The 25,795-nt window shown below is 61.0% G+C and carries 24 protein-coding genes; 11 read left to right on the top strand and 13 right to left on the bottom strand.

From position 1 onward, the window contains the following. Window positions 1–98 precede the first annotated feature (98 nt). From purH to gcbA, 11 genes are all read right to left on the bottom strand, one after another. Window positions 99–1,706, bottom strand: a complete 1,608-nt coding sequence (purH, locus tag RHP74_RS03455; RefSeq protein WP_010463895.1) for a bifunctional phosphoribosylaminoimidazolecarboxamide formyltransferase/IMP cyclohydrolase — start codon at window positions 1,704–1,706, stop codon at window positions 99–101. Window positions 1,707–1,786: 80 nt separating this feature from the next. Next, window positions 1,787–2,107 carry a DNA-binding transcriptional regulator Fis gene (gene fis / locus RHP74_RS03460; protein WP_007907419.1) on the bottom strand — a complete coding sequence of 107 codons (321 nt, stop codon included), beginning with the start codon at window positions 2,105–2,107 and terminating at the stop codon, window positions 1,787–1,789. Beyond that, window positions 2,104–3,114 carry a tRNA dihydrouridine synthase DusB gene (gene dusB / locus RHP74_RS03465; RefSeq protein ID WP_010463890.1) on the bottom strand — a complete coding sequence of 337 codons (1,011 nt, stop codon included), beginning with the start codon at window positions 3,112–3,114 and terminating at the stop codon, window positions 2,104–2,106. The genes fis and dusB overlap by 4 nt, the downstream gene beginning before the upstream one ends. Window positions 3,115–3,299: 185 nt before the next feature. Next, window positions 3,300–4,517: a DUF3426 domain-containing protein gene (locus RHP74_RS03470; protein ID WP_083375137.1), complete on the bottom strand. Its 1,218-nt coding sequence runs from the start codon at window positions 4,515–4,517 to the stop codon at window positions 3,300–3,302. 30 nt (window positions 4,518–4,547) lie between these two features. Next, window positions 4,548–5,426 (bottom strand): 50S ribosomal protein L11 methyltransferase, encoded by an 879-nt coding sequence (gene prmA / locus RHP74_RS03475; RefSeq protein WP_311097850.1) that lies wholly within the window; start codon window positions 5,424–5,426, stop codon window positions 4,548–4,550. A 270-nt stretch (window positions 5,427–5,696) separates the two neighbouring features. Beyond that, a complete protein-coding gene (gene accC, locus RHP74_RS03480; protein ID WP_010463885.1) occupies window positions 5,697–7,055 on the bottom strand; it encodes an acetyl-CoA carboxylase biotin carboxylase subunit in 1,359 nt (452 codons plus the stop codon). 17 nt (window positions 7,056–7,072) lie between these two features. Beyond that, window positions 7,073–7,540 (bottom strand): acetyl-CoA carboxylase biotin carboxyl carrier protein, encoded by a 468-nt coding sequence (gene accB, locus RHP74_RS03485; protein ID WP_311097852.1) that lies wholly within the window; start codon window positions 7,538–7,540, stop codon window positions 7,073–7,075. 24 nt (window positions 7,541–7,564) lie between these two features. Then, window positions 7,565–8,020, bottom strand: a complete 456-nt coding sequence (aroQ, locus tag RHP74_RS03490; protein WP_010463880.1) for a type II 3-dehydroquinate dehydratase — start codon at window positions 8,018–8,020, stop codon at window positions 7,565–7,567. A gap of 131 nt (window positions 8,021–8,151) precedes the next feature. After that, a complete protein-coding gene (locus RHP74_RS03495; protein ID WP_311097854.1) occupies window positions 8,152–9,903 on the bottom strand; it encodes a protein-disulfide reductase DsbD in 1,752 nt (583 codons plus the stop codon). Between the two features lie 88 nt (window positions 9,904–9,991). Further along, window positions 9,992–11,938: a methyl-accepting chemotaxis protein gene (locus tag RHP74_RS03500; protein ID WP_311097856.1), complete on the bottom strand. Its 1,947-nt coding sequence runs from the start codon at window positions 11,936–11,938 to the stop codon at window positions 9,992–9,994. Between the two features lie 52 nt (window positions 11,939–11,990). Next, window positions 11,991–13,661, bottom strand: a complete 1,671-nt coding sequence (gene gcbA / locus RHP74_RS03505; protein ID WP_010463874.1) for a diguanylate cyclase GcbA — start codon at window positions 13,659–13,661, stop codon at window positions 11,991–11,993. Window positions 13,662–13,949: 288 nt separating this feature from the next. On the opposite strand from gcbA, the gene RHP74_RS03510 reads away from it, so the two are divergent. The 7 genes from RHP74_RS03510 (at window position 13,950) to RHP74_RS03540 (ending at window position 21,505) form a co-directional block, all read left to right on the top strand. Then, window positions 13,950–15,017, top strand: coding sequence for a DUF2333 family protein (locus RHP74_RS03510; RefSeq protein ID WP_010463871.1), 1,068 nt, complete (start codon window positions 13,950–13,952; stop codon window positions 15,015–15,017). A 3-nt stretch (window positions 15,018–15,020) separates the two neighbouring features. Further along, on the top strand, window positions 15,021–15,578 hold the full coding sequence (locus tag RHP74_RS03515; RefSeq protein WP_169857593.1) for an NUDIX hydrolase: 558 nt from the start codon (window positions 15,021–15,023) through the stop codon (window positions 15,576–15,578). A 178-nt stretch (window positions 15,579–15,756) separates the two neighbouring features. Beyond that, window positions 15,757–16,128, top strand: a complete 372-nt coding sequence (locus RHP74_RS03520) for a translation initiation factor Sui1 (RefSeq protein ID WP_010463867.1) — start codon at window positions 15,757–15,759, stop codon at window positions 16,126–16,128. Between the two features lie 223 nt (window positions 16,129–16,351). After that, window positions 16,352–18,265 (top strand): arginine decarboxylase, encoded by a 1,914-nt coding sequence (gene speA / locus RHP74_RS03525; RefSeq protein ID WP_010463866.1) that lies wholly within the window; start codon window positions 16,352–16,354, stop codon window positions 18,263–18,265. Window positions 18,266–18,497: 232 nt separating this feature from the next. Then, entirely contained in the window at window positions 18,498–19,817 is a 1,320-nt protein-coding gene (locus tag RHP74_RS03530; RefSeq protein ID WP_311097861.1) for a contractile injection system protein, VgrG/Pvc8 family, read from the top strand. Then, window positions 19,814–20,611 (top strand): DUF4123 domain-containing protein, encoded by a 798-nt coding sequence (locus tag RHP74_RS03535; RefSeq protein WP_311097863.1) that lies wholly within the window; start codon window positions 19,814–19,816, stop codon window positions 20,609–20,611. Before RHP74_RS03530 ends, RHP74_RS03535 begins: the two co-directional genes overlap by 4 nt. An 18-nt stretch (window positions 20,612–20,629) precedes the next feature. Next, a complete protein-coding gene (locus RHP74_RS03540; RefSeq protein ID WP_311097864.1) occupies window positions 20,630–21,505 on the top strand; it encodes an alpha/beta hydrolase in 876 nt (291 codons plus the stop codon). Here RHP74_RS03540 and RHP74_RS03545 read toward each other — a convergent pair. Both RHP74_RS03545 and RHP74_RS03550 read right to left on the bottom strand, forming a co-directional pair. Further along, entirely contained in the window at window positions 21,499–22,848 is a 1,350-nt protein-coding gene (locus tag RHP74_RS03545; protein ID WP_083375133.1) for an MATE family efflux transporter, read from the bottom strand. The two genes, RHP74_RS03540 and RHP74_RS03545, sit on opposite strands and share 7 nt — an antisense overlap. Before the next feature lie 63 nt (window positions 22,849–22,911). After that, window positions 22,912–23,205, bottom strand: coding sequence for a hypothetical protein (locus RHP74_RS03550; protein WP_010463857.1), 294 nt, complete (start codon window positions 23,203–23,205; stop codon window positions 22,912–22,914). 235 nt (window positions 23,206–23,440) lie between these two features. Here RHP74_RS03550 and RHP74_RS03555 point away from each other — a divergent pair, with 235 nt between their 5' ends. From RHP74_RS03555 to RHP74_RS03570, 4 genes are read left to right on the top strand one after another with little or no spacing between them, the layout of a single operon-like run. Then, window positions 23,441–23,743 (top strand): MazG-like family protein, encoded by a 303-nt coding sequence (locus RHP74_RS03555; protein ID WP_010463855.1) that lies wholly within the window; start codon window positions 23,441–23,443, stop codon window positions 23,741–23,743. Continuing rightward, the gene (locus tag RHP74_RS03560) at window positions 23,743–24,492 is read left to right on the top strand and encodes a methyltransferase domain-containing protein (protein WP_010463853.1); all 750 of its coding nucleotides are present in this window, start codon (window positions 23,743–23,745) and stop codon (window positions 24,490–24,492) included. Before RHP74_RS03555 ends, RHP74_RS03560 begins: the two co-directional genes overlap by 1 nt. 12 nt (window positions 24,493–24,504) lie before the next feature. Then, window positions 24,505–25,122 (top strand): DUF4136 domain-containing protein, encoded by a 618-nt coding sequence (locus RHP74_RS03565; RefSeq protein WP_282410978.1) that lies wholly within the window; start codon window positions 24,505–24,507, stop codon window positions 25,120–25,122. A 54-nt stretch (window positions 25,123–25,176) separates the two neighbouring features. Next, a complete protein-coding gene (locus RHP74_RS03570; protein WP_010463848.1) occupies window positions 25,177–25,734 on the top strand; it encodes a DUF4136 domain-containing protein in 558 nt (185 codons plus the stop codon). The last annotated feature ends 61 nt before the right edge of the window (window positions 25,735–25,795 follow it).

Here is a 25,795-nt window from a genome sequence, read left to right on the forward strand (position 1 = left end):
TAGGAGCGAGGCTTGCCCGCGAAGGGATCGCCTCGGTCTTGTTGATACACCGTGGCGAGCCCTTCGCGGGCAAGCCTCGCTCCTACAAGAGCGAAAAATCAGTGACGGAAGTGGCGCATGCCGGTGAAGACCATGGCGATGCCGGCTTCATCAGCAGCGGCAATCACTTCCGCATCACGCATCGAGCCACCCGGCTGGATCACCGCGGTGATGCCGACCTTGGCCGCGTTGTCCAGGCCGTCGCGGAACGGGAAGAACGCATCGGAGGCCATCACCGAGCCTGCCACCTGTAAACCGGCATGTTCAGCCTTGATCGCGGCGATACGGGCGGAGTTCACGCGGCTCATCTGGCCAGCGCCGACGCCGATGGTCTGACGGTTCTTGGCGTAGACAATGGCGTTGGATTTAACGTATTTGGCGACTTTCCAGGCGAAGATCAGGTCGTTGATTTCCTGCTCGGTCGGGGCACGCTTGGTCACGACTTTCAGGTCGTCGGCGCTGATCATGCCGATGTCGCGGCTCTGTACCAGCAAACCGCCGTTGACGCGTTTGTAGTCCCAGGCAGCGGCGCGATCAGCCGACCACTCGCCGCAGGCCAGCAGGCGCACATTGGCTTTGGCCGCCACGATGGCGCGGGCTTCTTCGCTGACGCTAGGGGCGATGATCACTTCGACGAACTGACGCTCGACGATGGCCTTGGCGGTTTCAGCATCCAGCTCGCGGTTGAAGGCGATGATGCCGCCGAACGCCGACTCGGTGTCGGTGGCGTAAGCCAGTTCGTAAGCCTGACGGATACCGCCTTCTGCGTCCGGGCTGACCGCAACGCCGCACGGATTGGCGTGCTTGACGATCACGCAAGCCGGCTTGACGAAGCTCTTCACGCATTCCAGCGCGGCGTCGGTGTCGGCCACGTTGTTGTACGACAGCTCTTTGCCCTGCAGTTGGGTCGCGGTGGCGATACCGACTTCGGCAGGCTTGGCTTCCACGTAGAACGCCGCGCTCTGGTGCGGGTTCTCGCCGTAGCGCATTTCCTGAGCCTTGACGAACTGGCTGTTGAAGGTGCGCGGGAACTCGCTGCGACCGGAGGTCGAGAGGGTGTCAGCGGCCTGGTTCACGGTGCCCATGTAGTTGGCGATCATGCCGTCGTAGGCCGCGGTGTGTTCGAAGGCCTTGAGCATCAGGTCGAAACGCTGAGCATAGGTCAGGCCGCCAGCCTTGAGGCTTTCAAGGACGCTGGCGTAGTCGCTGGCATTGACCACGATGGCCACGTCTTTATGGTTTTTTGCCGCCGAGCGGACCATGGTCGGGCCGCCGATGTCGATGTTTTCGATGGCGGTCGGCAGGTCGCAGCCTGGCTTGTTGATGGTGGCCTCGAACGGGTACAGGTTGACCGCGACCAGGTCGATCGGCTTGATGCCGTGCTCGTTCATGATGGCGTCGTCGATACCGCGACGACCGAGGATCCCGCCGTGGATTTTCGGGTGCAGGGTTTTCACCCGGCCGTCCATCATTTCTGCGAAACCGGTGTAGTCCGCGACTTCCACTGCGGCAACACCGTTGTCGCGCAGCAGCTTGAACGTTCCGCCGGTGGAGAGGATCTCGACGCCCAGGGCTTCAAGCTCTTTGGCGAATTCGAGGATCCCGGTCTTGTCGGATACGCTGATCAAGGCGCGGCGGATCGGCAGGCGGGTAGTCTGGTCGGTCATTTCAATTTCCATCAAAAGCAAAGGAGTCAGCAAAAAGGCGACCGTTTTTACGCGGGCGCCTTTCTGGTTTGATTGAATGCTTACAGCAAATCGTACTGCTTGAGTTTCTTGCGCAGCGTGCCTCGGTTCAACCCGAGCAGCTCGCTGGCCTTGGTCTGGTTGCCCTTGACGTAGTTCATCACGCACTCGAGCAGGGGCGCCTCGACTTCGGAGAGCACCAGGTTGTACACATCCGTGACGGCAGCGCCCTCAAGGTGGGCGAAATAATTGTGCAGCGCCTTCTCGACACTCCCGCGAAGGGTCTGACCTTCTTCGCTCGGCGTATTGAGGTGCTGTTTCAAATTCACGTTGTCGCTCACGGGTGTTGTTCCACTCACTAAAGTCTCGGTCATCATCGTCATGCGGCCACCCCTTCTCCGTCCCCTGTCAGGCTCTTGTAACGTTCGGCGAAGAAGCCCTGAACGTTGGCGCATTGTGCTTCCGTATCTTCCAAACGATTGAAGTGGGCGCGAAACTCCCTGGCGCCCGGCAAGGTTGCGAGATACCAGCCCACATGCTTTCGAGCGATACGGACGCCCATCACGTCTCCATAGAAGACGTGCAGTGCAGCCAGATGCTCTAGCAGAATGCGTTCCACCTCGATCAATTCCAGCGCCGGGAGTTTTTCGCCAGTACGCAGGAAATGATCGATCTCACGAAAAATCCACGGCCGCCCCTGGGCGGCCCGGCCTACCAGCAGGCCATCGGCACCGGTCGCATCGAGCACGTACCGGGCCTTCTCGGGTGAATCGATGTCGCCGTTGGCAAAGACCGGCATCGACACCGCCTGCTTGATCGCGGCAATGGTGTCGTACTCGGCTTCACCGGTGTACAGGTCGGCACGGGTGCGGCCATGAACCGCCAACGCCGTAATGCCCGCTTGCTCGGCGATCTTCGCCACCGTCAGACCGTTCTTGTTGTCCCGGTCCCAGCCGGTGCGGATCTTCAAGGTGACCGGCACATCAACCGCAGCCACGACGGCTTGCAGGATCTCGGTCACCAATGCTTCATCCTTCAACAGCGCGGAACCGGCGGCCTTGTTGCAGACCTTCTTCGCCGGACAGCCCATGTTGATGTCAATAATCTGTGCGCCCAGTTCGACGTTGGCCCGGGCCGCATCCGCCAGCATCTGTGCATCACCCCCGGCGATCTGGACCGAGCGGGGCTCGGGATCACCTTCGTGGATCATGCGCATCCGCGATTTGCGGGTGTTCCACAAGCTCATGTCGCTGGTGACCATTTCCGAGACTACAAGCCCTGCGCCCAGTCGCTTGCACAGCTGACGAAAGGGCTGGTCGGTGACGCCCGCCATGGGGGCGAGGATCAAGCCGTTGTGCAATGTATATGGACCGATGCGTACCGCCGACATAGGACTTCCCTGTTGTGGGGCCGGATCATGAGAGTTCGAAAAAGGGTTGGCATGATACCCGCTCTCGATGACTGGATAAAGGCTGAATTGAACAAAATCTGAACAGTAATTCTGTTATCGCCAGCGGTTTGGTATGAGCGGTCAAAGTCAGAAATATGCCGTCAATGCCGTAACACTGAAGCGTTTCACTCGGGCGAATGAAAGCTCAGGCTGTAATTCACCGCTTTGGAGCCTGGATCGAGGATATCCAGTGCGATGTGGATCGGCGTTTGCGGCGGCATCTCTGCCAGGCCTTCGAGGTCGCCGTTGAGGTACTCGCCGGGTTTGAAGCGCCGGCTGGCGATCAGGTGGCCGTTAAGGTCGGCGAAGCGCAGTTCCAGCAGCGGGAAGGGCTGGGAGAAGGGCGCGCGGTTGTAAATGATCGCATCGACCACCAGTGCACCGTTGAACTCAGGGTGACTGCGGACCACCAGGTTGCTGCTTTTGATTTTCGCGATATCAACTTTCGACGGCACCGTGCAGCCGACTTGCGGGCACAGTTGCTGGAACCATGGACGGTATTGATCCTGGCGCGCCAGTTCGTCGAAGTGGTAAGCGATGTATTGGCCGGCGAGAGCACCGGCACCGATCAGGACCAGCAGCAGCCAGAAAAGCCGTCGGCCCCAGGGGGAGCGACGTTTTTGCCAGTCCAGTTGCAGCGGATCGTCGGTCAGGTCCTGCAGGGCGTCGGCACGTTCGGTCGACTCGCTGCGTTCGTGTCGCTTGCGCAGAGGGGCGATCGGGGGCAGGTCGTCGTCAGGTGCATCGGTTGCCGACAGGCGATCATGGTGCAGGGGCGTGTCGAGCGGATCATTCAGGCGCAGTTGCGGCACCTGGGGTTCGTCGTCCAGATCAACCGGTTCCAGCGAGAATGACGGTTCGGTGCGCGAGTGCTTGCTCGGTACTGGCTGCGTTTCCCGTGGTTCGGCTTCGACCGCCTGGGCACGATCGGCCGCCGATTCGCTGAAGAGGCTGTCGGACCAGGGTTCATCGTCGTGCTCGACAGAGTCGCGGCGAGCACTGAGACCGTTTTCGCGGTGCTGGCCGAATTCCGTGGTGGGCTGGATTTCCCGCTGTTCGAGCCGGGCGAGTTCTTCGTCCAGGTCCAGGCTGTCCAGATCCATTTCGGCGGCGGACCATTGCTTTTGGCTGATGGCGCGCTGTACCGGCGGTTCGACAATGGCCGGGGCTACCGGTTGGACAGTTTCCTTGGCGCCCCGTTGCTCAAGCAGCTGCTTGGCGGCGTTGAACACCTGCAAGCACGAGCCGCAACGAACCACTCCACGGGCCACGCTCAATTGAGCATGGCTGACGCGGAAGCTGGTTTGGCAATGCGGGCACTGGGTGACGAAGCTGTCGGTCATGCGGCGATCCGGTTTATGCAGGCGTTCATTCTAGCGCCGACGGCCAGTGATGCGCACCCAGCCATCGCGATTGGCGATCGGGTCCAGATCGAAGTCTTGAGCGTAGGCTTTGGCGACTTCTTCGCCTTGCTCGGCGAGGATGCCCGACAACGCCAGGCGACCGCCAGGCTTGACCAGGCTGGACAATTGCGGCGCCAGGGACACCAGCGGTCCGGCCAGAATGTTGGCCACCAGCACATCGGCTTGAACCTGTGGCAGATCTTCCGGCAGGTACAGCGGGAAGAGCGCGTCGGCAATATTGTTGCGCCCGGCGTTGTCGCGGGAAGCTTCCAGCGCCTGCACGTCGATGTCGGTGCCGACGGCTTCCTTGGCGCCCAGCAGCAGGGCGGCAATCGCCAAAATCCCCGAGCCGCAACCGAAGTCGAGGACGTGGCAGTCCTTGAGGTCCTGACCATCGAGCCATTCCAGGCACAGCGCAGTGGTCGGGTGGGTGCCGGTGCCGAACGCCAGGCCCGGGTCGAGCAGAATGTTCACAGCGTCGGGTTCAGGGGCAGCGTGCCAGCTTGGGACGATCCACAGGCGTTGACCGAAGCGCATTGGCTGGAAGTCGTCCATCCAGCTGCGTTCCCAGTCCTGGTCTTCGATGACTTCGCTGTGATGCTCGGGCAGCGGGCTGCCGGTCAGCAACTCAAGATGAGCCAGCACATTGGCCGCTTCAGTGCCGCCTTCGAACAGGGCCAGCAGATGAGTGTGCGACCATAACGGCGTGGTGTTGAGTTCAGGTTCGAAGATCGGCTGATCTTCGGCGTCCATGAACGTCACCGACACGGCGCCCACTTCAAGGAAAGCGTCTTCGTAGGTTTCGGCTTGTTCTGGGCTGATGGCGAGACGGACTTGCAGCCAAGGCATGGCGGGCACCTTTGAAAAATATTGATTGCAGCCTAGCGGGCTGCGAGAAGCGCGCAAGTTTACGCGAGCGCGCGGCAGAAGACGACAAGGCCGACACTGGTATGCAGTTTGTGGGAGCGAGGCTTGCCCGCGAAGCGCGATGACTCGGTGACTCGGTGAGTCTGCAATACCTCGGCGTATGGTTCGCGGGCAAGCCTCGCTCCTGCAGGAGTTGTAACCTCCAGAAACAACAAAGCCGCCCGAAGGCGGCTTTGTTGGGCGAGCTAAAGCTTAATGCTTGTCGCCAGCCAGCTTGTGTTCCAGGTAGTGGATGTTGATACCACCTTTGCAGAAGCCTTCATCGCGGACCAGGTCGCGGTGCAGCGGGATGTTGGTCTTGATCCCGTCGACAACGATTTCGTCCAGCGCATTGCGCATGCGCGCCAATGCTTCGTCACGGGTTGCGCCGTAGGTGATCAGCTTGCCGATCAACGAATCGTAGTTCGGCGGAACGGCATAACCGCTGTACAGGTGCGAATCGACGCGAACGCCGTTGCCGCCTGGAGCGTGGAAATGCTTGACCGTGCCTGGGCTCGGCATGAAGGTTTTCGGGTCTTCGGCGTTGATCCGGCATTCCAGGGCATGGCCGCGGATAACCACGTCTTCCTGGGTGTACGACAGCTTGTTGCCAGCGGCGATGCTGAGCATCTCCTTGACGATGTCGATGCCAGTGACCATTTCCGAAACCGGGTGCTCAACCTGAACGCGGGTGTTCATTTCGATGAAATAGAACGCGCCGTTCTCGTACAGGAACTCGAAAGTACCCGCGCCACGGTAGTTGATGTCGATGCAAGCCTTGACGCAGCGTGCGAGGACTTCAGCCCGTGCCTTCTCATCGATGCCCGGTGCCGGCGCTTCTTCGAGAACCTTCTGGTGACGACGTTGCAGCGAGCAATCGCGGTCGCCCAGATGGATGGCGTGACCCTGGCCGTCGGAAAGCACCTGGACTTCCACGTGACGTGGGTTAGTCAGGAATTTTTCCAGATAGACCATCGGGTTACCGAACGCCGCGCCTGCTTCGGTGCGGGTCAGTTTGGCGAAGGAGATCAGGTCTTCTTCTTTATGCACAACGCGCATGCCGCGACCACCACCGCCGCCAGCGGCTTTGATGATCACCGGGTAACCGACTTCGCGACCGATGCGCAAAGCGGTTTCTTCGTCTTCAGGCAGCGGGCCGTCGGACCCCGGAACGGTTGGAACGCCAGCAGCGATCATGGCGTGCTTGGCCGATACCTTGTCGCCCATCAGGCGAATGGTGTCGGCTTTCGGGCCAATGAACGCGAAGCCGGAGTTCTCGACCTGTTCAGCGAAATCAGCGTTTTCCGCAAGGAAACCGTAGCCTGGGTGAATGGCGGTGGCGCCGGTCACTTCGGCCGCGGCGATGATGGCCGGAATGTGCAGGTAAGAGTGGGCGGCCGAGGCCGGACCGATGCAGACGGATTCGTCTGCCAGACCCAGGTGCATCAGCTCTTTGTCGGCCTTGGAGTAAACGGCGACAGTCTTGATGCCCATCTCTTTGCAGGCACGCAGGATCCGCAGGGCAATCTCACCGCGGTTGGCGATCAGAACTTTTTCCAACTTCGCAGTCATCAAAGTTTCTCCGCGTTTCAAACGATGGTGAACAGCGGTTGGTCGTACTCAACCGGCTGGCCGTCTTCGACGAGGATGGATTCGATCACACCGCTGGTTTCAGCTTCGATGTGGTTCATCATCTTCATGGCTTCGACGATGCACAGAGTGTCGCCTTTCTTCACGGTCTGGCCGACTTCAACGAAGGACGGCGAGCTTGGCGAAGATTTGCGATAGAAGGTGCCGACCATCGGCGAACGGGCAACGGTGCCGTTCAGCACTGGCGCGACGGGAGCCGCAGGCGCTGCAGCGGCAACCGGAGCAGCAGCCACTGGCGCAGGCGCAGGCGCCTGTGCATGCATCGGAGCCGGTGCGTAGAACTGCTGAGCCGGGGTCTTGCTATGACGGCTGATGCGTACGGACTCTTCGCCTTCCTTGATCTCGAGCTCGTCGATGCCGGACTCTTCCAGCAGTTCGATCAGTTTCTTAACTTTACGGATATCCATGAATCATCAACTCCCAAGGGTCGGTCAGGGGCGTATAGCTTGTTGTTCAAGCTGTTCCAGGGCGGCCTCCAGGGCCAGTCGATAACCGCTGGCGCCAAGGCCGCAGATCACTCCCACCGCTACGTCGGAGAAGTAAGAGTGATGGCGGAAAGGTTCGCGTTTGTGCACGTTAGACAAATGCACTTCGATGAATGGGATGCTCACCGCCAGCAGCGCGTCACGTAATGCGACACTTGTGTGCGTAAAAGCTGCTGGGTTGATCAGAATGAAGTCCACACCTTCGCCTTTTGCGGCGTGGATGCGGTCAATCAATTCGTACTCGGCGTTGCTTTGCAGGTACAGCAGATGATGGCCGGCTTCACGAGCACGGCGTTCCAGGTCCTGGTTGATCTGCGCCAGTGTCGTAGCGCCATAGGTGCCCGGTTCGCGGGTGCCGAGCAAGTTCAGGTTGGGTCCGTGCAGAACCAATAGCGTCGCCATCTGCTGTTCCTTGTTATCTGTGTGCAGTTGTCAGAACCCGGCGACTATGCCGCAAAGCCTTTGTGACTGTCCAGTTCTATGCAAAAGCCAGCACGATGGCCGATGTTTGCGCGAAATATGTGACCGGCCTGTTAAATCCGGTCATTTGCTTTCGCAACACGTTCGGCGAAGTCTGTCGCGCTGATCTCGCCGATCACTCGCACATCGGCGCGTTCGACACCGTCCTTGCCGAAAAACATCAGGGCCGGAGGGCCGAACAGTTTGTAGCGATCGAGCAGGGCACGTTGTTCGGCGTTGCTGGCAGTGATATCGAAACGCACGAGGCGATAGCCTTTCAGGCGTTCGATGACGGTGGCGTCGTTGAGCACTTCGCGTTCGATGACTTTGCAGCTGATGCACCAGTCGGCGTACCAGTCGAGCAGCAGCGGGGTGTTGGCGGATTTGGCCTCGGCTAGGACGCGATCCAGGTCTGCCGGAGTGCTGATGGTTTGCCAGGCGCTGGTGTTTTGCGGCTGTTCGGTGCCGGCAATGATGCGCGGTTGGCCAATCGGGTTGAACGGGTCGGTCTGCCCGCTGAACGCCCCGAACCAACAGGCTAGTGCGTAAAACAGCAGAAACATCCCGAGCAGTTGGCCGAGGCGTTTTCGTGGCGGTTTGTAGACGAATTCCAGCGCGCCCATGAACAAACCGACGCCACCGGCCAGCAAACCGATCAGCAGCAAGGTGATTTGCCCCGGCAATACGCGACTGACCAGCCCGATTGCCAATCCCAGCAACAACACGCCAATGGCATTTTTTACATAGACCAGCCACGGCCCGCTTTTCGGCAGCCAGGCTGCGCCGCCGGTGGCCACGAGTAACAACGGCGCCCCCATGCCGAGGCCGAGCATGAACAGTTTCAAGCCTCCCCCCAGTGCATCGCCGCTGGCGCTGATATAAAGCAACGCACCGGCCAGCGGCGCCGACACGCAGGGCGACACCAGCAGGCTGGACACCACGCCCAGGACCGCGGCGCCCCATAACGAACCGCCTTCGGTACGCCCGGCGATCCGGTCCAGGCGACTGCTGATGGCATGTGGCAGCTTGAGTTCGAACACGCCAAACATCGCGAGGGCAAACACCGCAAAAAACATCGCGAACGGCACCAGCACCCACGCCGATTGCAGACGCGCCTGAAGGTTGAGCTGGGCGCCGAACATTCCCATCAACGCACCCAGCAGGGCGAAGCAGGCGGCCATGGGCAATACATACGCGAGCGACAGATTAAAACCGCGCAACCCACCGATCTGGCCGCGCAACACCACGCCGGAGAGGATCGGCAGCATCGGCAGTACGCACGGGGTGAAGGTCAGGCCCAGACCCGCAAGGAAGAACAAGGCGAGCTCGCGCCAGCTCCAGCTCTGGGCCGTGGCGGGCGTCGTTGCGCCAATGCCATCTATGTTCAGTCGTTCGGTTTCAGGCGGATAACACAGGCCTTTGTCGGCGCAGCCCTGATAGGTCACGGCCAGCGTGAAGGCGCGGGGATCGGTGCGCGGCACTTCGACGTCGAGCACGCCGTGATAGACCTCGACGTCGCCAAAGTACTCATCGTGCTTTTGTTCGCCCTTGGGCAATTGCGCCGAGCCAAGGCCAACTTCGGCCGGTTCGGCGCGAAACTGAAAGCGGTGCCGATAGAGGTAGTAACCCTCGGCGGCGACAAAACGCAGCTTGATCGATTGCGGCGTGCTGTCGACCAGGCTCAGCTGAAATGCCTCGCGCACCGGCAGGAAGTCGGCACTGTTGTTGATCGAGCCCAAGGTGGAACTGGGTCGACTCTCCAGCAACCCGGCGGCGTTTGCCGGCAGGGCGAGCACTAAAAGCAGCAGGCAGAGCAAACGGCGCATGACAATCTCGCGTATCGGAATTGGGGGCATGATAGCGGACAGTCGCGCGGATTGCCCCGCCCCTGTAGGAGCGAGGCATGGCGGTCTATCAGACGCGGAAGGCTTGAACGGCGGTATGCAAGCGTGCGCCCAACACCAGCAGGTTCTCCCCTTGCACGCGCCCCTCGCCAATGCGCAACAAATTATCCCCACCCAATTGGTGAATTCGCTCACTGTGATCACGGATCTCACTGACCGCACCACTCTGCTGCGCAGTGACATCGGCAATGCGCACGGCGGTGTCGGAAATGGTCTGGATCGCCCCGACGATTTTATCCAATGCACCGTCGGCAGCCTGAGCCTGATTGGCCGTGGCTTCGGCGTGTTCGACCTGGGCGCGCATGCCTTCCACCGATTGCCGCGCGGCGGTTTGCAGGCCGGCGATCAAGGTCTGGATCTCTGCGGTGGCCCCGGCCGTGCGTTGCGCCAACGAGCGAACCTCTTCCGCCACCACCGCAAACCCACGACCCATTTCCCCGGCGCGGGCGGCTTCGATGGCGGCGTTCAGGGCCAGCAGGTTGGTCTGGTCGGCAATTGAGCGGATGACCGTCAGCACGCCGCCGATGGTCGCCGATTCTTCTGCCAGGTGTTCGATCATCTGCGCATTGCCTTGCACTTCACCCACCAGCGCATGCAGGCCGGTGAGGCTCAGGCCGATAACTTTCTGGCCATGCTCGACCGCGATTCCGGCATGACGACTGGCGTCGGCGGCCTGGCTGGCATCGCCAGCAACTTGTTGGATCGTTGCTTCCAGTTCGCCGAGAGAATCGCGGATCAGCGCGGTGTCGCCGGCCTGATGTTCGGCACCGCTGTGCAGGTCGTTGCTCAACTCGGCCAAAGTGCGGCTACTGCCGGCGACCTGCTCGGCATTGAGACGAATAGTCCCGACCAGGTCCGCCAGGTATGCGCGCAAGCGGTTGAGCGAGGCTTCAATGTCATGCAGTTCGCGATTGGTCTTGCCCAATTGAATTTCCTGGCTGAAGTCGCCTTCGGCCCAGGTCGACAGGGCCGGGGCGAGGTTGGTCAGTGTCCGGGCCAGCTTGCGTTGCAAGGTGTCGATCAACAAGGCGATCAGCAGAATCAGGCCGATCATCACGCCTTGCATCAAGCGTACTTCGCCCTGGATCTGCCCGTGCTGGGCGCGGACCACCGGCTCCAGTCCGGCAATGGCGTGCTGTACGTCGGCGATCTTCAGGTGCGTCGCGGTGCTGAGGTCGGTGCGTTTCTGGATTTGCTCGCGAGTGCGCGCCAGTTCAGCGGGGTAACGCGTCAGCAAGCTGTTGAGTTCCCGTTTGAGGGCGACACCGGCATCTTCTGCGACGGTTTTTTCGGTGTTCTCCAGCCCCATCATCGCGGCGAAATCATCGGTGCCGGATTCGCTGCTGGCGGCCACCCCGAGCAGCGGCAAGGCGCCTATCAGCTCGGCCTGCGCACGAATGCTGGCGACTTCGCGTTCGACATCGGCGGCCAGTTCACTGCGACCGCTGCTGACCAGTTTGTCCCGCGCCAGCGACAGTTTGCCCAGGTGCTGGGACGCGGCGAGCAAGGGCGCGAGGTACGCTGCGTTCCCGCTGGCGTATTGGCTGAGCTGATCGAGGCTGGCGCCGAGTTCACGTTCAGCTTGCAGCAGCAAGGCTTGAGGGTCCCCGGCAAGTTTGCCGGCAGCCAGCAGGTCGGTCTTGCTGAATTCACTCAGGTTCGACAGGCTCGGACGCAAGGTGTCGGCCAGGGCTGGCGGTAATTCACCGAGTTCCTTTTGCAGGCTGTCGATGGCCTGGCTGGCGCTGCTCAGGCGCAGGGCATCGCCGCTGGCGAGATAATCCTCGACGTTGCGCGCCACTTCATTTTGAAATTGCTGGGACAAACCGAGGTAACGCTCCATCAGCAGATAGGGGCGTTCGAGGGCTTTTTGCGACCACCAGAGCGTCGCGCCAAGGGCCACGCATACGGCGACTAAAAGGAGGGTGTTGAGATTGGTCAGCAGCTTCAGGCGCATCGCGGGTCTACCAACGGCAGAATGGTAAGCGCCTGAAGTTATTGCGTTTCTGTTACAGGGTTATGACCGAATGGGTCCATTCCGATGAAAAAGTGGCACTTTGCTTTGATGTCCGCGCAGCCTGCACGCGGTTGCGTCCACCGTCCTTGGCGCGGTACAGCGCTTCGTCCGCCTGGCTGGCCATCATCAGGCTGTCGGAGTGGTCGCACAGCTCCACCACCCCGGCGCTGAACGTGCACCACAAATCCTGGGGCTGGGCCGGGTAGTGGATTTCGGCAAACCGCTGACGGATTTCATCGAGCACTCTGTGGGCCGCTTCGAGATCGGTGTCCGGCATGACGATGGCGAATTCCTCGCCACCGTAGCGGCCGATGAAATCTGTTTTGCGCAACCGCTGCTTGAGAAACAGCGCCAGGCTCTTGATGACCCGGTCGCCCATGGGGTGGCCGTGGCTGTCGTTGACCCGTTTGAAGTGGTCGATGTCGAGCATCGCAAAACTCAACGGCTTGCTCTCGCGGCGGGCGCGGAAGCTGCAGTCCTCGAGCAATTGCAGGATGTGGGTGTGGTTGTACAAACCGGTCAGGCTGTCGCGCACCATCCGTGCTTTCAGATTGCGTGCCCGCGCCGCGCGGTTGCGCACAGTGGTGATCAGGTGCCGCGGCTTGATCGGTTTGGTCAGGAAGTCGTCGCCGCCTTCGCTCATGGCGTCGAGTTGCTTGTCCAGATCGTCTTCGGCGGACAGGTAAATGATCGGTACGCTCACGTAGCGGTCGTTGTGCCGGATCACCTTGGCCAGTTCCGTGCCGGTGCAGGTCGGCATGTACATGTCGAGGATGATCAGGTCCGGCTGAAAGTCCGCCAGTTCGGCCATGGCCTGAATCGGGTCGATCAGGGTGCGCGTGACGATTCCGGCGCTGTTCAGCAGGCGCTCGGTGTGCAAGGCCTGAGCGCGGGAGTCGTCGATGATCAGCACTTTATAAGGTTCGTACTGGGCGACGCAGGTCAGGACTTCGATCTTCTCCAGCAGGCTTGAGGCTTCGAGGGTGCCGGTGAGAAACTCCTGGCCACCGGCGCGCACGGCGGCGAGGCGGGTCGGGGTGTCTGTTTCGAGCAAGCTGAAGAACAACAGCGGTAAAGGCTCATCCAGTCCGACCTGAGCTTCGGCGGCCAGTTTCAGGCCGATGCCGGCGCCACTGAAGTCCACGTCCATGACGATGGCGGCGGGCAGACGCTCGATCATAGAGGAGCGAAACGCCGCAACGCTGTCCAGGGATTGGGCGCTGAGCCCGAAAAACTCCAGCTGCTTGGCCAGGCGCTCGGCGCGGTCGTGATCCTGCAACATCACGTAGATCGGCTTGCGCAGCGGTGGCAGAAAGGTTTGTTCGAGCTGATCGCCGTGGCGCAGGCCGGTGCGCGACAGGCGCTGCATCAAGCGATTGAGGTCGGTGATCAGGCCACTGCTCAGGCGTCCGCGATTGGCGTCGACAGCCTCCAGCGACTGGCCGATGTGACGCGCCAGTTGCGTGTGTTCCGGTTGTTCGAAACGCTCGGCAAAGCGCAGCAGGCGCAGGTTGGCCTCGCTCAGTTCCGACAAATCGGTGTTGGACCACTCGCTGCGTTGCAGGCGCTGCCATATCTCAAGAATCTGACGTGCCTGATGAATTACCCGCTGGGCAAAGTGGTGCTTGAGGCGCTCACGGCTGGGGTCTTCTGGCTCGGTCATATCCTGACTACTAGTTAGGGTGCATGCTGAGATCGACTGGTGGCTCTATGCTAGCACCTCTTTTCAATCCCATGAGCATCGTGTGTCAATAATCTGCAAAGCGGCCTTATTCAGTTTCTGACTGGATGGTCGCATAGGCTCGCGGCTGAGCTTCATTTATAGTGGCCCCTGATCGCGGTCATTGTAAGTCCCGCCATTTCCCGCAGGATTTAATGCGCGGCAAACGAGGCACGATGGCGTAGGGTTGTGGTCGAACCGATGAACTCAAGTGATTGAAAGGATATCGCCATGCTGGACTGGAAGAATCGCGCGGGCAGCGCGCCTGAACGTGCCGCTGAACCGAAATCGGCCACCCGCAGTTACGTCGGCGGCCTGTTGTTCAGCCGGGCGCTGGCGACGCTGATTGGCCTTTACCTGCTGGTGACGATCGGGCTGGGCTGGTATTGGAGCCAGGAGCCGGCACTGTTCCCGGTTCAACAGAATGCGCAAGTGGCGGCCGAGAAAGAAGGCAAGCAAATGGTGGTCGGGTACACCACTGTGGAAACCCTCAAGACTGTCGCTGGTACATTGCTGAGCAAGCCAGGTGGCTATATTTCCAACGACCGTTTCCCGCCGGGTCTGTGGATGGACAATACGCCGAGCTGGGAATATGGCGTGCTGGTCCAGGTTCGCGACCTGAGTCGTGCAATGCGTAAGGACTTCGCCCGTTCCCAGTCGCAGTCCACCGAGGACGCTGACCTGGCCAAGGCCGAGCCGCGTTTCAACTTCGACAACAAGAGCTGGGTGCTGCCCTCCAGTGAGTCCGAATACCAGGAAGGCATCAATTCCCTGAGCCGTTACCAGGCACGCCTGTCCGATCCGAGTCAGAAAAGTGCGCTGTTCTATGCCCGCGCCGACAACCTGAACAACTGGCTGGGCGATGTCGGCACCCGTCTGGGTTCGCTGTCGCAACGGCTGTCGGCCAGCGTGGGCCGAGTCAAACTCAACACCGCGCTGAAAACCGAAGTCCTTGCGCCGGGTCAGGTGCCACAGGTCGATGAAGAAATCGTCGAAACCCCGTGGATGCAGATCGATAACGTGTTCTATGAAGCCCGCGGCCAGGCTTGGGCGCTGTCCCACTTGCTGCGCGCCATCGAAGTCGATTTCGCCGATGTGCTGGCCAAGAAGAACGCCACGGTCAGCGTGCGTCAGATCATTCGTGAGCTGGAAGCCTCGCAAGAGCCGGTCTGGAGCCCGATGATCCTCAACGGCAGCGGCTTCGGTGTGCTGGCCAACCATTCGCTGGTCATGGCCAACTACATCTCCCGTGCCAACGCGGCAGTGATCGATCTGCGTCAATTGCTCAATCAGGGCTGAGTCATGGTCGATAACGCCAAAGAGGCTGCCCATCGCGCGGCCTCGGATGCCGAACACATCGCCTGGGTCGACGAACAGGACAACCTGCTCGGCGCCCTGGTCCGTTCCGACCTGCGCGAGCGGGGGCTGATCGGGCGTGGCACCTACATCATGCTGTTCAACTCGGTCGGTGAACTGTGCGTTCACCGTCGAACCCTGAGCAAAGCCATTTACCCCGGTTACTGGGATGTGGCGGCCGGCGGCATGGTGCTCGCCACCGAGACGTACGTCGAATCGGCTGCCCGTGAGCTGGAAGAAGAGTTGGGCGTGAGCGGTGTGGAGTTGACCGCCCATGATCACTTCTTCTTCGAGGACACCGGCAATCGTCTCTGGTGTTCGGCGTTTTCGGCGGTGTGGGACGGCCCGTTGATCCTGCAACCGGAAGAGGTGCTGGAAGCGCGTTTCATCCCCATCGAGCAGGTCATGCTGGAAATCCAGCAAAAGCCTTATTGCCCGGACTCCCTGGCCGCGTTGAAGCGTTATCTGCGCGCCCTTGGGAAGGGCGTCGCAAAAGAGCAGTAAATTGGCGCCGATTGGCTCTTAGCAAGTCGGCTTTTTGCCGTTACACTGCGCGACCTTTTCAAACTGAGCCAGCGTTGCCTGGCCCAGTAGCGCTGCCCCTGCCTGAGTGGGGCTTCGCGGTCGATGGCAGCTTCCCAAGTTGCCGCGACCAGTCTTTGTCCTCCCAAGAGGATTGCCGGTGGCCAAAAAAGCCGCATCCTTCGCCGCCCTTGGTGGCCTGGTATTTTCCACCGACGCAGGTCGTCATTGCCCGGATTGCAGTAAACCGGTGGACGCCTGCATCTGCAAACAGACCGTTATCCCGGCTGGCGACGGCATCGCTCGCGTGCGTCGCGAAAGCAAGGGGCGTGGCGGCAAGACGGTGACCACCATCACCGGCGTGCCGTTGGCGGAAGAAGCGCTCAAGGACCTGGCCACCACGTTGAAGAAACGCTGTGGCACCGGGGGTGCGTTGAAAGACGGAATCATCGAAATCCAGGGCGATCATGTCGAGCTACTCTTGGCTGAACTGATCAAGCTGGGTTTTAAAGCGAAGAAGTCCGGCGGCTAGCAGCCTCTGTGAAAACCACCCTCGGCTTGATCCAGTCCTGATTCAACTCTGGCCTGGCGTCGTCTACATGGTTTTCACAGAGCCTGTTCTGACCGGTTTCTAAACTCAGCGCTGAATGTGAGGTCTATGGCCCTTGCATGCAGGCTAATCGTCATTTTCATTCTTTAGACTGCGCCGGCCTGAACCCAGGCGACGCTCTATGACTTCTTTATAGGGGACTTCAATGTCCGTACGACGCACACGCAAAGACGATGGCAGCCAATGGACAGTTGCGGACAGCCGCAGTGTTTACGGGATTCGCCATTGGGGGGCCGGGTATTTCGCGATCAATGACGCCGGTCGCGTCGAAGTTCGTCCGAACGGTCCGACCAGTTCGCCTATCGACCTCTTCGAGCAAGTCGACCAGCTGCGCAAAAGCGGCCTGTCCTTGCCGCTGCTGGTGCGTTTCCCTGACATTCTGCAAGACCGCGTGCGTCAGCTGACCGGCGCGTTCGACGCCAACATCGAGCGCCTGGAATACCAGAGCAAGTACACCGCGCTGTACCCGATCAAGGTGAACCAGCAGGAAGCGGTGATCGAAAACATCATCGCCACCCAGGATGTGTCCATCGGCCTGGAAGCCGGCTCCAAGCCTGAGCTGCTGGCCGTATTGGCCCTGGCGCCAAAGGGCGGCACCATCGTTTGCAACGGTTACAAGGACCGCGAGTTCATCCGACTGGCGCTGATGGGCCAGAAGCTGGGCCACAACGTGTTCATCGTGATCGAGAAAGAATCCGAAGTCGGCCTGGTGATCGAAGAAGCCGCCTCGCTGAAGGTCAAGCCTCAAGTCGGCCTGCGCGTGCGTCTGTCGTCCCTGGCCTCAAGCAAGTGGGCGGACACCGGCGGTGAGAAGTCCAAGTTCGGTCTGTCGGCGGCGCAGCTGTTGTCGGTGGTCGAGCGTTTCCGCGCGGCTGGCCTGGATCAAGGCATTCGCCTGTTGCACTTCCACATGGGTTCGCAGATCGCCAACCTGGCGGACTACCAGCACGGCTTCAAGGAAGCGATTCGTTACTACGGCGAACTGCGTAACCTCGGCTTGCCGGTTGACCACATCGACGTCGGTGGCGGTCTGGGCGTCGACTACGACGGCACGCACTCGCGCAACGCCAGTTCGATCAACTACGACATGGACGATTACGCCGGTGTCGTGGTCGGGATGCTCAAGGAGTTCTGCGATGCGCAGAGCCTGCCGCACCCGAACATCTTCTCCGAAAGCGGCCGCTCGCTGACCGCTCACCACGCCATGCTGGTGGTGCAAGTGACCGACGTCGAGAAGCACAACGACGACGTGCCGAAGATCGACAACAAAGAAGAGCTGCCGGAGACCGTGCAGTGGCTGGTTGACCTGTTGGGCCCGACCGACATCGAGATGGTCACCGAAACCTACTGGCGCGCCACGCACTACATGAGCGATGTGGCCACCCAGTACGCCGATGGCAAGCTGACCCTGGCCGAGAAAGCCCTGGCCGAGCAATGCTACTTCGCCGTGTGCCGTCGCCTGCACAACTCGTTGAAGGCGCGTCAGCGTTCGCACCGTCAGGTGCTCGACGAACTCAACGACAAGCTGGCCGACAAGTACATCTGCAACTTCTCGGTCTTCCAGAGCCTGCCGGACACCTGGGCCATCGGCCAGGTCCTGCCGATTCTGCCGCTGCACCGTCTCGACGAAGAGCCGCTGCGCCGCGCCGTGCTGCAGGATCTGACCTGTGACTCCGACGGCAAGATCAAGCAATACGTCGACGAGCAGAGCATCGAAACCAGTCTGCCAGTCCACGGTTTGAACGAAGGTGAGGACTACCTGCTGGGTATCTTCCTGGTCGGCGCCTACCAGGAAATTCTCGGCGACATGCACAACCTGTTCGGTGACACCGACTCGGTGAACATCTACCAGAACGCCGACGGTAGCGTGTACCACGCGGGTATCGAAACCCACGACACCATCGAAGACATGCTGCGTTACGTGCACTTGTCGCCGGAAGAACTGATGACCCACTACCGCGACAAGTGCGCAAGTGCACGCATCACTGCCGCCGAGCGCACCCAGTTCCTCGACGCTCTGCGCCTGGGCCTGACCCGTTCGTCTTACCTGTCTTCTTGAGGTAAGGCACTGGTCTCATCAGGTTGTCGGAAAATGTTCCGCGCGCTGCGGAAATTTCAGATGACCTGGTGGGACGCCTCCCTGAATTCAAGCGAAATGGCTCACATCCTCGCTATCCAAGCGACGTGGTCCTTTTTTCGCGTAGGTCATTTCCTAAGTTGTACTTCGGCTCTCTACTCGGCCAACTCTCTCGGAGAGAATCCCCGGCCGCCCCTCCTGTAGAGAATCGCCGATGTTCGATCCAGTCAACGAGCCGTCATTTCGTCTGGATGTAGAGGGTCTGCCCGACCCCGTTGAGGTCTTGGCCTTTACCGGCAGTGAAGCGATCAGCGAACCCTTTGTGTTTGACGTGGATCTGCTGATCGAAGACCCGACACTGGACCTGGCAAGCCTGCTGTACCGTCCGGCCTTTTTGCATTTCGGGCCGCCGGGGACCGGTTTTCACGGGCAGTTGCATGAGCTCGTCCAGACGGGTCATGGTGCTGCGCCCAGGCTTTGCCGTGTGCGCCTGAAGCCGAAACTGGCTTGCCTTGCCCAGCGTTTCAGCCAGCGCATCTTCAGCAACCGTTCAGTGCCCGAAATCCTCGCCCAGGTGCTCAAGGAGCATGGCATTACCGGTAAGAATCGGCGCTTTGATTTGAGCGGCGATTACCCGCCGCGTGATTTCTGCACGCAGTACCGGGAATCGGATCTGCAGTTTCTCCAGCGCCTGTGTGCCCAGGAACGGCTCCATTACCACTTCGAGCATCACCCGCGCGGGCACTGTCTGGTAGTTGGTGATAGGCAGGGGCCCTTTCAGCAGGGCGCCGAGATGGTTTTTGCACCCGACCCCGAACAGCCTGGGGTGCGCCGCTTCAAGGTTCACGGCAACACGCAGGCGGGCGAAGGTCAGACGAATTTGACCACGTTGCGCAGCGGCCAGCGGGTTCTGCTGTCCGGCCATCCGTGTACGGACTGGAACCGTCGCTGGCTGCTGATCCAGGTCGAGCATCAGGGTGGGCAGACACCGGGGTTTGCCTACGGCAACAAGATCCGCGTTGCCGGGGCTGTACCGCTTGCGGCGCCTCATTCGGTCATGAACCCCAGGATGCACAGCCTGCAGCGGGCGTGGGTGGTCGATGTCGATGAGCCGCAACCCGATTCAACCAGGCCCGTTGCCGTGCAATTTGACTGGGTCTATCAGGGCGAAGGCGCTGCGCCCAGCCACTGTTGGCTGCCATTGGCGCTGGAGTTGGGCGGCGCGCATGCCAAGCCGTTGAGAGAAGGCGCGCAGGTACTGGTGAGCTTTATCGAAGGTGATCCGGATCAACCGTTAATCACCGGGTATCTTCCCGGCCCCTCTTTCACCCACGCGTCAGGCTTGTCCGAACCTCCACCCACCACGACAACAGATGCCGACACTGCCAGCGTCGGATTGCTGCGTTTGTTGCAATCCAGCGAACCGATCGTGCTGCTGTGTCTTTTGCCTGGCGGGGGTAGTTTCAGCCATTGCGCGCAAGCTTTTTGCACCTGCCGGGCCGCGACAAGGCTTGGCCAGAGCGGTGCGGCATGATCGTCGCTCAGGCGCCGGACTCAACCGCACAATGGCTGTTGCTCGACGTACCGGGGCAGCCCCGCGCCGGCGCGAGGCTGATCCAGCAGTTTGCGCAGGCCCGACGGTTCTGGCTGTTCGATAGCACCGAGTTGCAGCCGTTACGCGAGCACGGTCCGCTGTTGGTCGACCTCAAGGAATGCCCGACGTTGGCCGAGCTGTGCCTGCGCGAACCGCACCTCTGGAGCGGTTTGTTATTGGTCAGTGAGGCTTCGCCGTCGCAGTTGCTCGAGCATTTGCGTCGCATGCTGACCGTCACTTTTGGCCTGCATCACCGTGCTTTGTTGAGTTACTACAACCCCCACACCGCCAGTTACTTTTTTGATGCCTGCGATGCCCTGGAATTGAGTCGCTGGCTGGGGCCGATCAGTCAGTTGCGCTGGTTCGGCGGGACCTGGGCCGACCGGGCAATCGGCAGTCAGGGTTGGCAGCAGTTGTTCAATCCCGGGCTTGCCGTCAGCCCGTTGGCCATCGAAGAAAACCTCACGCCCCGGCAGCGTGACACCTTGCAAACCTGCCTGCTGGAACAGCACGTCTGGCATTGGAGCCGGTCCACCGGGACCGACTACAACAGTCTGTGGGCCCTCGTGCAGGAAGGGCTGGCGCTGGGTTTCAGCGAACGCCCGGTGCTCGATGGCTGGTTATGGCTACGCTTGCAGTATCCCGACGCTTCACCCGTGCAGCCGCTACCGGGTATCACTCAGCAGGAACGTCTCGATAGCTTGCGCAATCTATGGCAGAACGATCAACCCTGAACACGAGGTTCGACATTGATGGCGAGCACAACGCGCTGGCTGTTCGGCCTGACCATGGGCATTTGTTTGCTGACCGTGATAACGGCGTGTTCACCGCTGAAAATGCTCAATGCGCTGACCCCCGACAACACGTTCGACAAGACCGAAGGGATTGCCTATGGCGATGATCCGCGGCAGAAACTCGATGTGTATGTGCCTCGTCACCCTCTGGAGAATGCCCCGGTGGTGGTGTTTTTCTACGGCGGCAGCTGGAACAGCGGTTCACGCAGTGATTACTCTTTTGTCGGCGAGGCGCTGGCGTCGCGTGGAGTGGTTGCGGTGCTGGCGGACTATCGACTGTATCCACAGGTACGCTATCCCTTGTTCCTGGAGGATGGCGCTAAAGCCGTGGCCTGGACTCACGATCACATCCACAGGTTTTCCGGTGACCCGCAACGGTTGTACCTGATGGGCCACAGCTCCGGGGCCTATAACGTCGCGATGCTGGCGTTGGACCCCGGTTTGCTGGGGGCCGTGGGGATGTCGCCGCACGATCTGCGCGGCTGGATCGGTCTGGCCGGGCCTTATGATTTTCTGCCCATCCAGAATCCGGACGTGCGGCCCGTGTTTTTCTGGCCGGATTCTCCGCCGCAGTCGCAACCGATCAATCACGTCAGTCGAGGCGCGCCGCCGGCGTTGTTGATGGCTTCGCGCGACGACGATCTGGTCAACCCGACGCGTAACACTGGCGGCCTGGCGCGCAAGCTGCGCCAGGCCGGAGTGCCGGTTCAGGACTTCTATTTCGCCCGCACCGGCCACGCCACGCTGGTGGCGACACTGTCTCGGCCCATGCGGGGTTTGGCGCCGGTGCTGGATGAGGTCAGCGCCTTCATCAGAGCCACGCCGACTCAGTAAACCTTGCCCGCGAACCAGCCGTCGTTCTTGCGCAAGTACCAGGCGAAAGCACCGAGGGTCAGGCTGCGCAGCAACATGAACAACAGGAACGTTATCCACAGCCCATGGTTGCCAAAACCTTGCAGTGCCCAGGCGAACGGCAGCAGCAGAACGACCGTCAGCAGCATGCCGTTGCGCATTTCCCGGGCCCGCGTGGCGCCGATGAACAGTCCGTCGAGCAGGTAACTCCAAACGGCAATCAGCGGCAGCGCGGCGAGGTAGGGCAGGTAGATAAACGCGGTGTCGCGCACACTCTGGATGTCGGTCTGCATCTCGATGAACAAATGCCCGGCGAAGGCGAACAGCACGGCAAATCCCAGGCTCGCCAGCAACGACCAGCCGCAGGCGACCACCAATGAGCGACGCAGCGCCTCTCGATCGCGCGCGCCGATGGCATGCCCGCACAGGGCTTCCACGGCATGGGCCAGACCGTCCAGCGCGTGGGCCGTCAGCAGCAAGCCGTTGAGCAGCAGGGCGTTGGCGGCGACGGTGGCATCACCGAGCCGTGCGCCCTGCACGGTGATCAGGAAAAACACCGATTGCAACGCCAGGCTGCGGATGAAAATGTCGCGGTTGACGGCCAGCAGTGGCCGCCAGCTCTGCCACAGCGCCAGAGCGGCCCAGGCGATGTGGCCGGGATAAGCGCGCAGGGCTTTGCGGGTCATGAACAGGCCGATCAGGGCCCCGGTCCATTCGGCGATCACTGACGCCCGGGCCGCACCGACCACGCCCCAGTCCAGTCCGAGCACGAACCACAGGTTCAGCGCGATGTTCACCAGGTTGGTGCTCAGCAGAATCGCCAGCGGGGCCCGGGCGTTCTGGGTGCCCAGGAACCAGCCTACCAGCGCATAACTGGCCAGCGCCGCCGGCAGGCCGAATAGCCTTGTATGGAAAAATTCGCGGGTGAGCTGGTCAAGCTCGGCGGAGGGTTGCATGAAGTGCAGCGCGACGCCGCTCAACGGAACGCCCAATGCGCCCAAGACAATCGCCAGCCCCATCGCCAGCAACAAGCCCTGCAACAAAATCTGCCGCAACGCCGCGCCATCCCCGCGCCCGGCGGCCTGGGCGGCAAAACCGGTAGTGCCCATGCGCAGAAAGCCCATGCCCCAGGCCAGAAAGGTATACAGGCTGGCCCCGACCGCGACGGCGCCCAACTGATGGGCGTGGGGCAGGTGGCCGATGACGGTACTGTCGACCAGTGCCACCAGCGGAACGGAAATGTTCGAAAGAATCATCGGCGCAGCCAGCGCCCAGACCCGACGATGGGTAGGGCGGTCGCGCCAGTCGGCAATCAGGTTGGACATGCAGGCTCCTTGAGGAGCGGGCATTGTAGCGGGAGGTGTCGTACTAATGTGGGAGCGGCGGTGTCAGTGGATGATCCAGCTCAGCAGCCAAAGGCCCAACACCAACCAGATAATCCCCATGATGATCGACGCATTCATGAACGCCCGGATCGCCGACCACAACAGCATCAGCCCCAGGATCAGCGCAATGATGCTGATGATCGATGTGTCCATGCCCAGTGCCCGGGACAAGCCTTCGACAAAATTGCTGCCGGCATGGCTCAGCAGGTTGAACAAGCCGCTGAGGCCATCAACGATAAACCGGATGACCGAGCCGAGTGCCTGGCCGAGCCATTCGAAGAAACTTTCTACCTGCATGTCGTGAACGTCCTGATGTAAGTGGTGGCGTGCTTGCCGGACTTGGGCCATGGATTACGGTGCCGAGTTCCCCACAAGCATAGAGCGTTGCATCGACCCTGTGGGAGCGAGCTTGCGCGCGATGGCGTTTTGTCAGTCAACATCCGGGCTGGATTAAGTCCGCGCTCTCACATTCAACTGCCCACTTGCCATCCCCGGTCATCCCCCCGAAGCTATACGCCTTCAGGAGAGCCCGATGAACCTTGTTGAACTGACCGAACGCCTGCACGCCATCCGTGACCGCAACGACTGGCGGCAATTTCACAGCCCGAAAAACCTGGCCATGGCCGCGAGCGTGGAAATGTCCGAGCTGGTGGAGATTTTCCAGTGGCTGACCGAAGACCAGTCGCGCCAGTTGCCGGCGGACAAACTGGCCCACGCCGGGCAGGAAGTGGGTGACATCGTCCTCTATCTATTGCTGCTGTGCAGCGAGTTGGGGCTGGACATGAATGAAGTGGTACGCAACAAACTCGCTGACAGCGAAAAGAGGTTCAGCTGATGAGCGATCGTCATTTCGATCAACTGGCGACCCGGTTTGCCGAAAAAATCTACGGCGGGGCGAAAGGTGCGATCCGCCTGGCGGTGCTTCAGGCCGACCTGGCCGAAACCCTGCCGGACCGGCCGCTGCGCGTGTTGGATATCGGCGCGGGCCTGGGCCACATGTCGTTGTGGCTGGCCCAGCGTGGCCATGACGTCACGCTTGCCGAACCCGCCGAACCGATGCTCGAAGGCGCCCGCCAGCGGTTCGCCGACGCCGGGCAGAGCGCCACGTTCATTCAGGCACCGTGGCAGGAATTGCTCGGCCAGCTCACCGAGCCCTATGACCTGGTGCTGTGCCATGCCGTGCTGGAATGGCTTGCCGAACCCCATGCCATCCTGCCGGTGCTGCATCAACTGACCAAACAGGACGGCTGGCTCTCCCTGGCCTTCTACAACCGCGACGCGCTGATCTACCGCAACCTGCTCAAAGGCCATTTCCGCAAGATGCGCAAGAACGACATGGCCGGCGAGAAGCAGAGCCTGACCCCGCAGCAACCCCTCGATCCGCGCGAACTGGCGGCGCAACTTGAGGGCCTGTGGCAGGTCGAAAGCCAGAGTGGGGTGCGGGTTTTCCACGACTACATGCCAGTGGAATTCCAGGCCCGCGCCGAACTCGTGGACTTGCTCGAAATGGAGCTGGCCCACCGCCGTCACCCAAGCTTTGCCGGGCTTGGGCGCTATTTGCACTGGATCTGTCGGCCGGTCTGATCGGAGCGCAGCATGAAAAGTCGTTCAGGGTTACTGGTGATCTGTCTCGGGTTGGCGGCCTGCCAGGGCAGCAATCCCTATGTGGCGACCTCCAAGCCCTTGCCGCCGGCACCGGCTCAGGCGGCCAACACCTTCGACCGCAGCGCCTACCCGGCACCGCCGCGTGACTATGGGCGTTACCGCAGCTGGGCCTGGCTCAACGGGCAGCTGCCACCGGGCAGCGCCTGGGCAGACTCGGCCCAGGTCGCCGAAGCGGTCAGCAACGCCCTCGATCAGCGCGGCCTGCGTCCGCTGCACGACAATACCCGCCCGGCCGACCTGTTTGTCAGCGCCGATCTGCACCTGGAAACCCGGTTGCGCCAGGTTCGGGACGACTACGGTTATTACGGCGGTGGTTATGGCGGCTACAACCGCTACGGCACCGGTTATGGCATGTACAACACGGTGCCGATCGTGCGCACGTATCAGGAACAGGTCGTGGTGGTGCGAGTGGATCTGTTCGACGCGGGCACAGGCCAGCCAGTGTGGAGTGCCAGCGCCGAAACCGGCAGTCGGGGCAGTCAGAGTGAGCGTGCCGATGCGATACGTGAGGCTGTGGAAAAGGCCATGTCGGCGTATCCTCCCAGTTAACTTCTCACGTTGAGAGGGCGTTCACAGGTTCATGTCTTCAACCGGAGAACCATCATGATCCGTCGTTTCGCTTTACTGGCTGTGGCCGCGCTGCTCAGTGCCTGCGCCGCCAACCAGGTCAATAATGACTTCGATGCCAGCCGCGACTTCGCCGCCTATCGCACCTGGAGCTGGAAAGAACCTGCACTGCAATATCGCCCCGACGACCCACGGATCAAGAGCGACCTGACCGAACAGCGCATTCGTCAATCGGTGGCCGATCAACTGGATCAGCGTGGCCTGCGCCCGGCCGCCGCTGGCAGCAAGGGTAATTTGGACGTCCAGACTTACCTGATCGTCGAAGAACGCCAGCAACAGGTGACCACCAACTATGGCGGTGGTTGGGGTAATCCATGGAATGGCTACTGGGGCGCGCCGATGTACAACGAAACCCGCAGCGTCAGTTACAAAGTGGCGACCATCCAGATCGATTTGCTCGATGGCAAGGACGGCAAACTAGTGTGGCGTGGCAGCGATGAGCAACTGCTCAGCCGCACGACGAACCCCGCTGATCGCAGCAATGCGATACGCGAAACCGTCGCACGAATCCTCGCCAACTATCCACCGCACTGACCATCCACCCAGCCTGAAACACAAGCCCGCTCCCACAAACGGTTGTGGGGTGGCTTGTTGC

The sequence above is a fragment of the Pseudomonas sp. SG20052 genome (assembly GCF_031766055.1).
Lineage (GTDB): Bacteria > Pseudomonadota > Gammaproteobacteria > Pseudomonadales > Pseudomonadaceae > Aquipseudomonas > Aquipseudomonas mandelii.

Coding starts and splice junctions, on each gene's coding strand:
- RHP74_RS03550 (WP_010463857.1), bottom strand. CDS start 23,205: ATGCAGGTAGAAAGTTTCTTCGAATGGCTCGGCCAGGCACTCGGCTCG.
- prmA (WP_311097850.1), bottom strand. CDS start 5,426: ATGCCTTGGCTGCAAGTCCGTCTCGCCATCAGCCCAGAACAAGCCGAA.
- RHP74_RS03500 (WP_311097856.1), bottom strand. CDS start 11,938: ATGCGCCTGAAGCTGCTGACCAATCTCAACACCCTCCTTTTAGTCGCC.
- RHP74_RS03570 (WP_010463848.1), top strand. CDS start 25,177: ATGATCCGTCGTTTCGCTTTACTGGCTGTGGCCGCGCTGCTCAGTGCC.
- accC (WP_010463885.1), bottom strand. CDS start 7,055: ATGACTGCGAAGTTGGAAAAAGTTCTGATCGCCAACCGCGGTGAGATT.
- RHP74_RS03495 (WP_311097854.1), bottom strand. CDS start 9,903: ATGCGCCGTTTGCTCTGCCTGCTGCTTTTAGTGCTCGCCCTGCCGGCA.
- speA (WP_010463866.1), top strand. CDS start 16,352: ATGTCCGTACGACGCACACGCAAAGACGATGGCAGCCAATGGACAGTT.
- RHP74_RS03515 (WP_169857593.1), top strand. CDS start 15,021: ATGGTCGATAACGCCAAAGAGGCTGCCCATCGCGCGGCCTCGGATGCC.
- dusB (WP_010463890.1), bottom strand. CDS start 3,114: ATGTCGGCGGTACGCATCGGTCCATATACATTGCACAACGGCTTGATC.
- RHP74_RS03510 (WP_010463871.1), top strand. CDS start 13,950: ATGCTGGACTGGAAGAATCGCGCGGGCAGCGCGCCTGAACGTGCCGCT.
- RHP74_RS03545 (WP_083375133.1), bottom strand. CDS start 22,848: ATGTCCAACCTGATTGCCGACTGGCGCGACCGCCCTACCCATCGTCGG.
- RHP74_RS03470 (WP_083375137.1), bottom strand. CDS start 4,517: ATGACCGACAGCTTCGTCACCCAGTGCCCGCATTGCCAAACCAGCTTC.
- RHP74_RS03535 (WP_311097863.1), top strand. CDS start 19,814: ATGATCGTCGCTCAGGCGCCGGACTCAACCGCACAATGGCTGTTGCTC.
- RHP74_RS03530 (WP_311097861.1), top strand. CDS start 18,498: ATGTTCGATCCAGTCAACGAGCCGTCATTTCGTCTGGATGTAGAGGGT.
- aroQ (WP_010463880.1), bottom strand. CDS start 8,020: ATGGCGACGCTATTGGTTCTGCACGGACCCAACCTGAACTTGCTCGGC.
- accB (WP_311097852.1), bottom strand. CDS start 7,540: ATGGATATCCGTAAAGTTAAGAAACTGATCGAACTGCTGGAAGAGTCC.
- RHP74_RS03555 (WP_010463855.1), top strand. CDS start 23,441: ATGAACCTTGTTGAACTGACCGAACGCCTGCACGCCATCCGTGACCGC.
- gcbA (WP_010463874.1), bottom strand. CDS start 13,661: ATGACCGAGCCAGAAGACCCCAGCCGTGAGCGCCTCAAGCACCACTTT.
- RHP74_RS03540 (WP_311097864.1), top strand. CDS start 20,630: ATGGCGAGCACAACGCGCTGGCTGTTCGGCCTGACCATGGGCATTTGT.
- fis (WP_007907419.1), bottom strand. CDS start 2,107: ATGACGATGATGACCGAGACTTTAGTGAGTGGAACAACACCCGTGAGC.
- RHP74_RS03565 (WP_282410978.1), top strand. CDS start 24,505: ATGAAAAGTCGTTCAGGGTTACTGGTGATCTGTCTCGGGTTGGCGGCC.
- RHP74_RS03560 (WP_010463853.1), top strand. CDS start 23,743: ATGAGCGATCGTCATTTCGATCAACTGGCGACCCGGTTTGCCGAAAAA.
- purH (WP_010463895.1), bottom strand. CDS start 1,706: ATGACCGACCAGACTACCCGCCTGCCGATCCGCCGCGCCTTGATCAGC.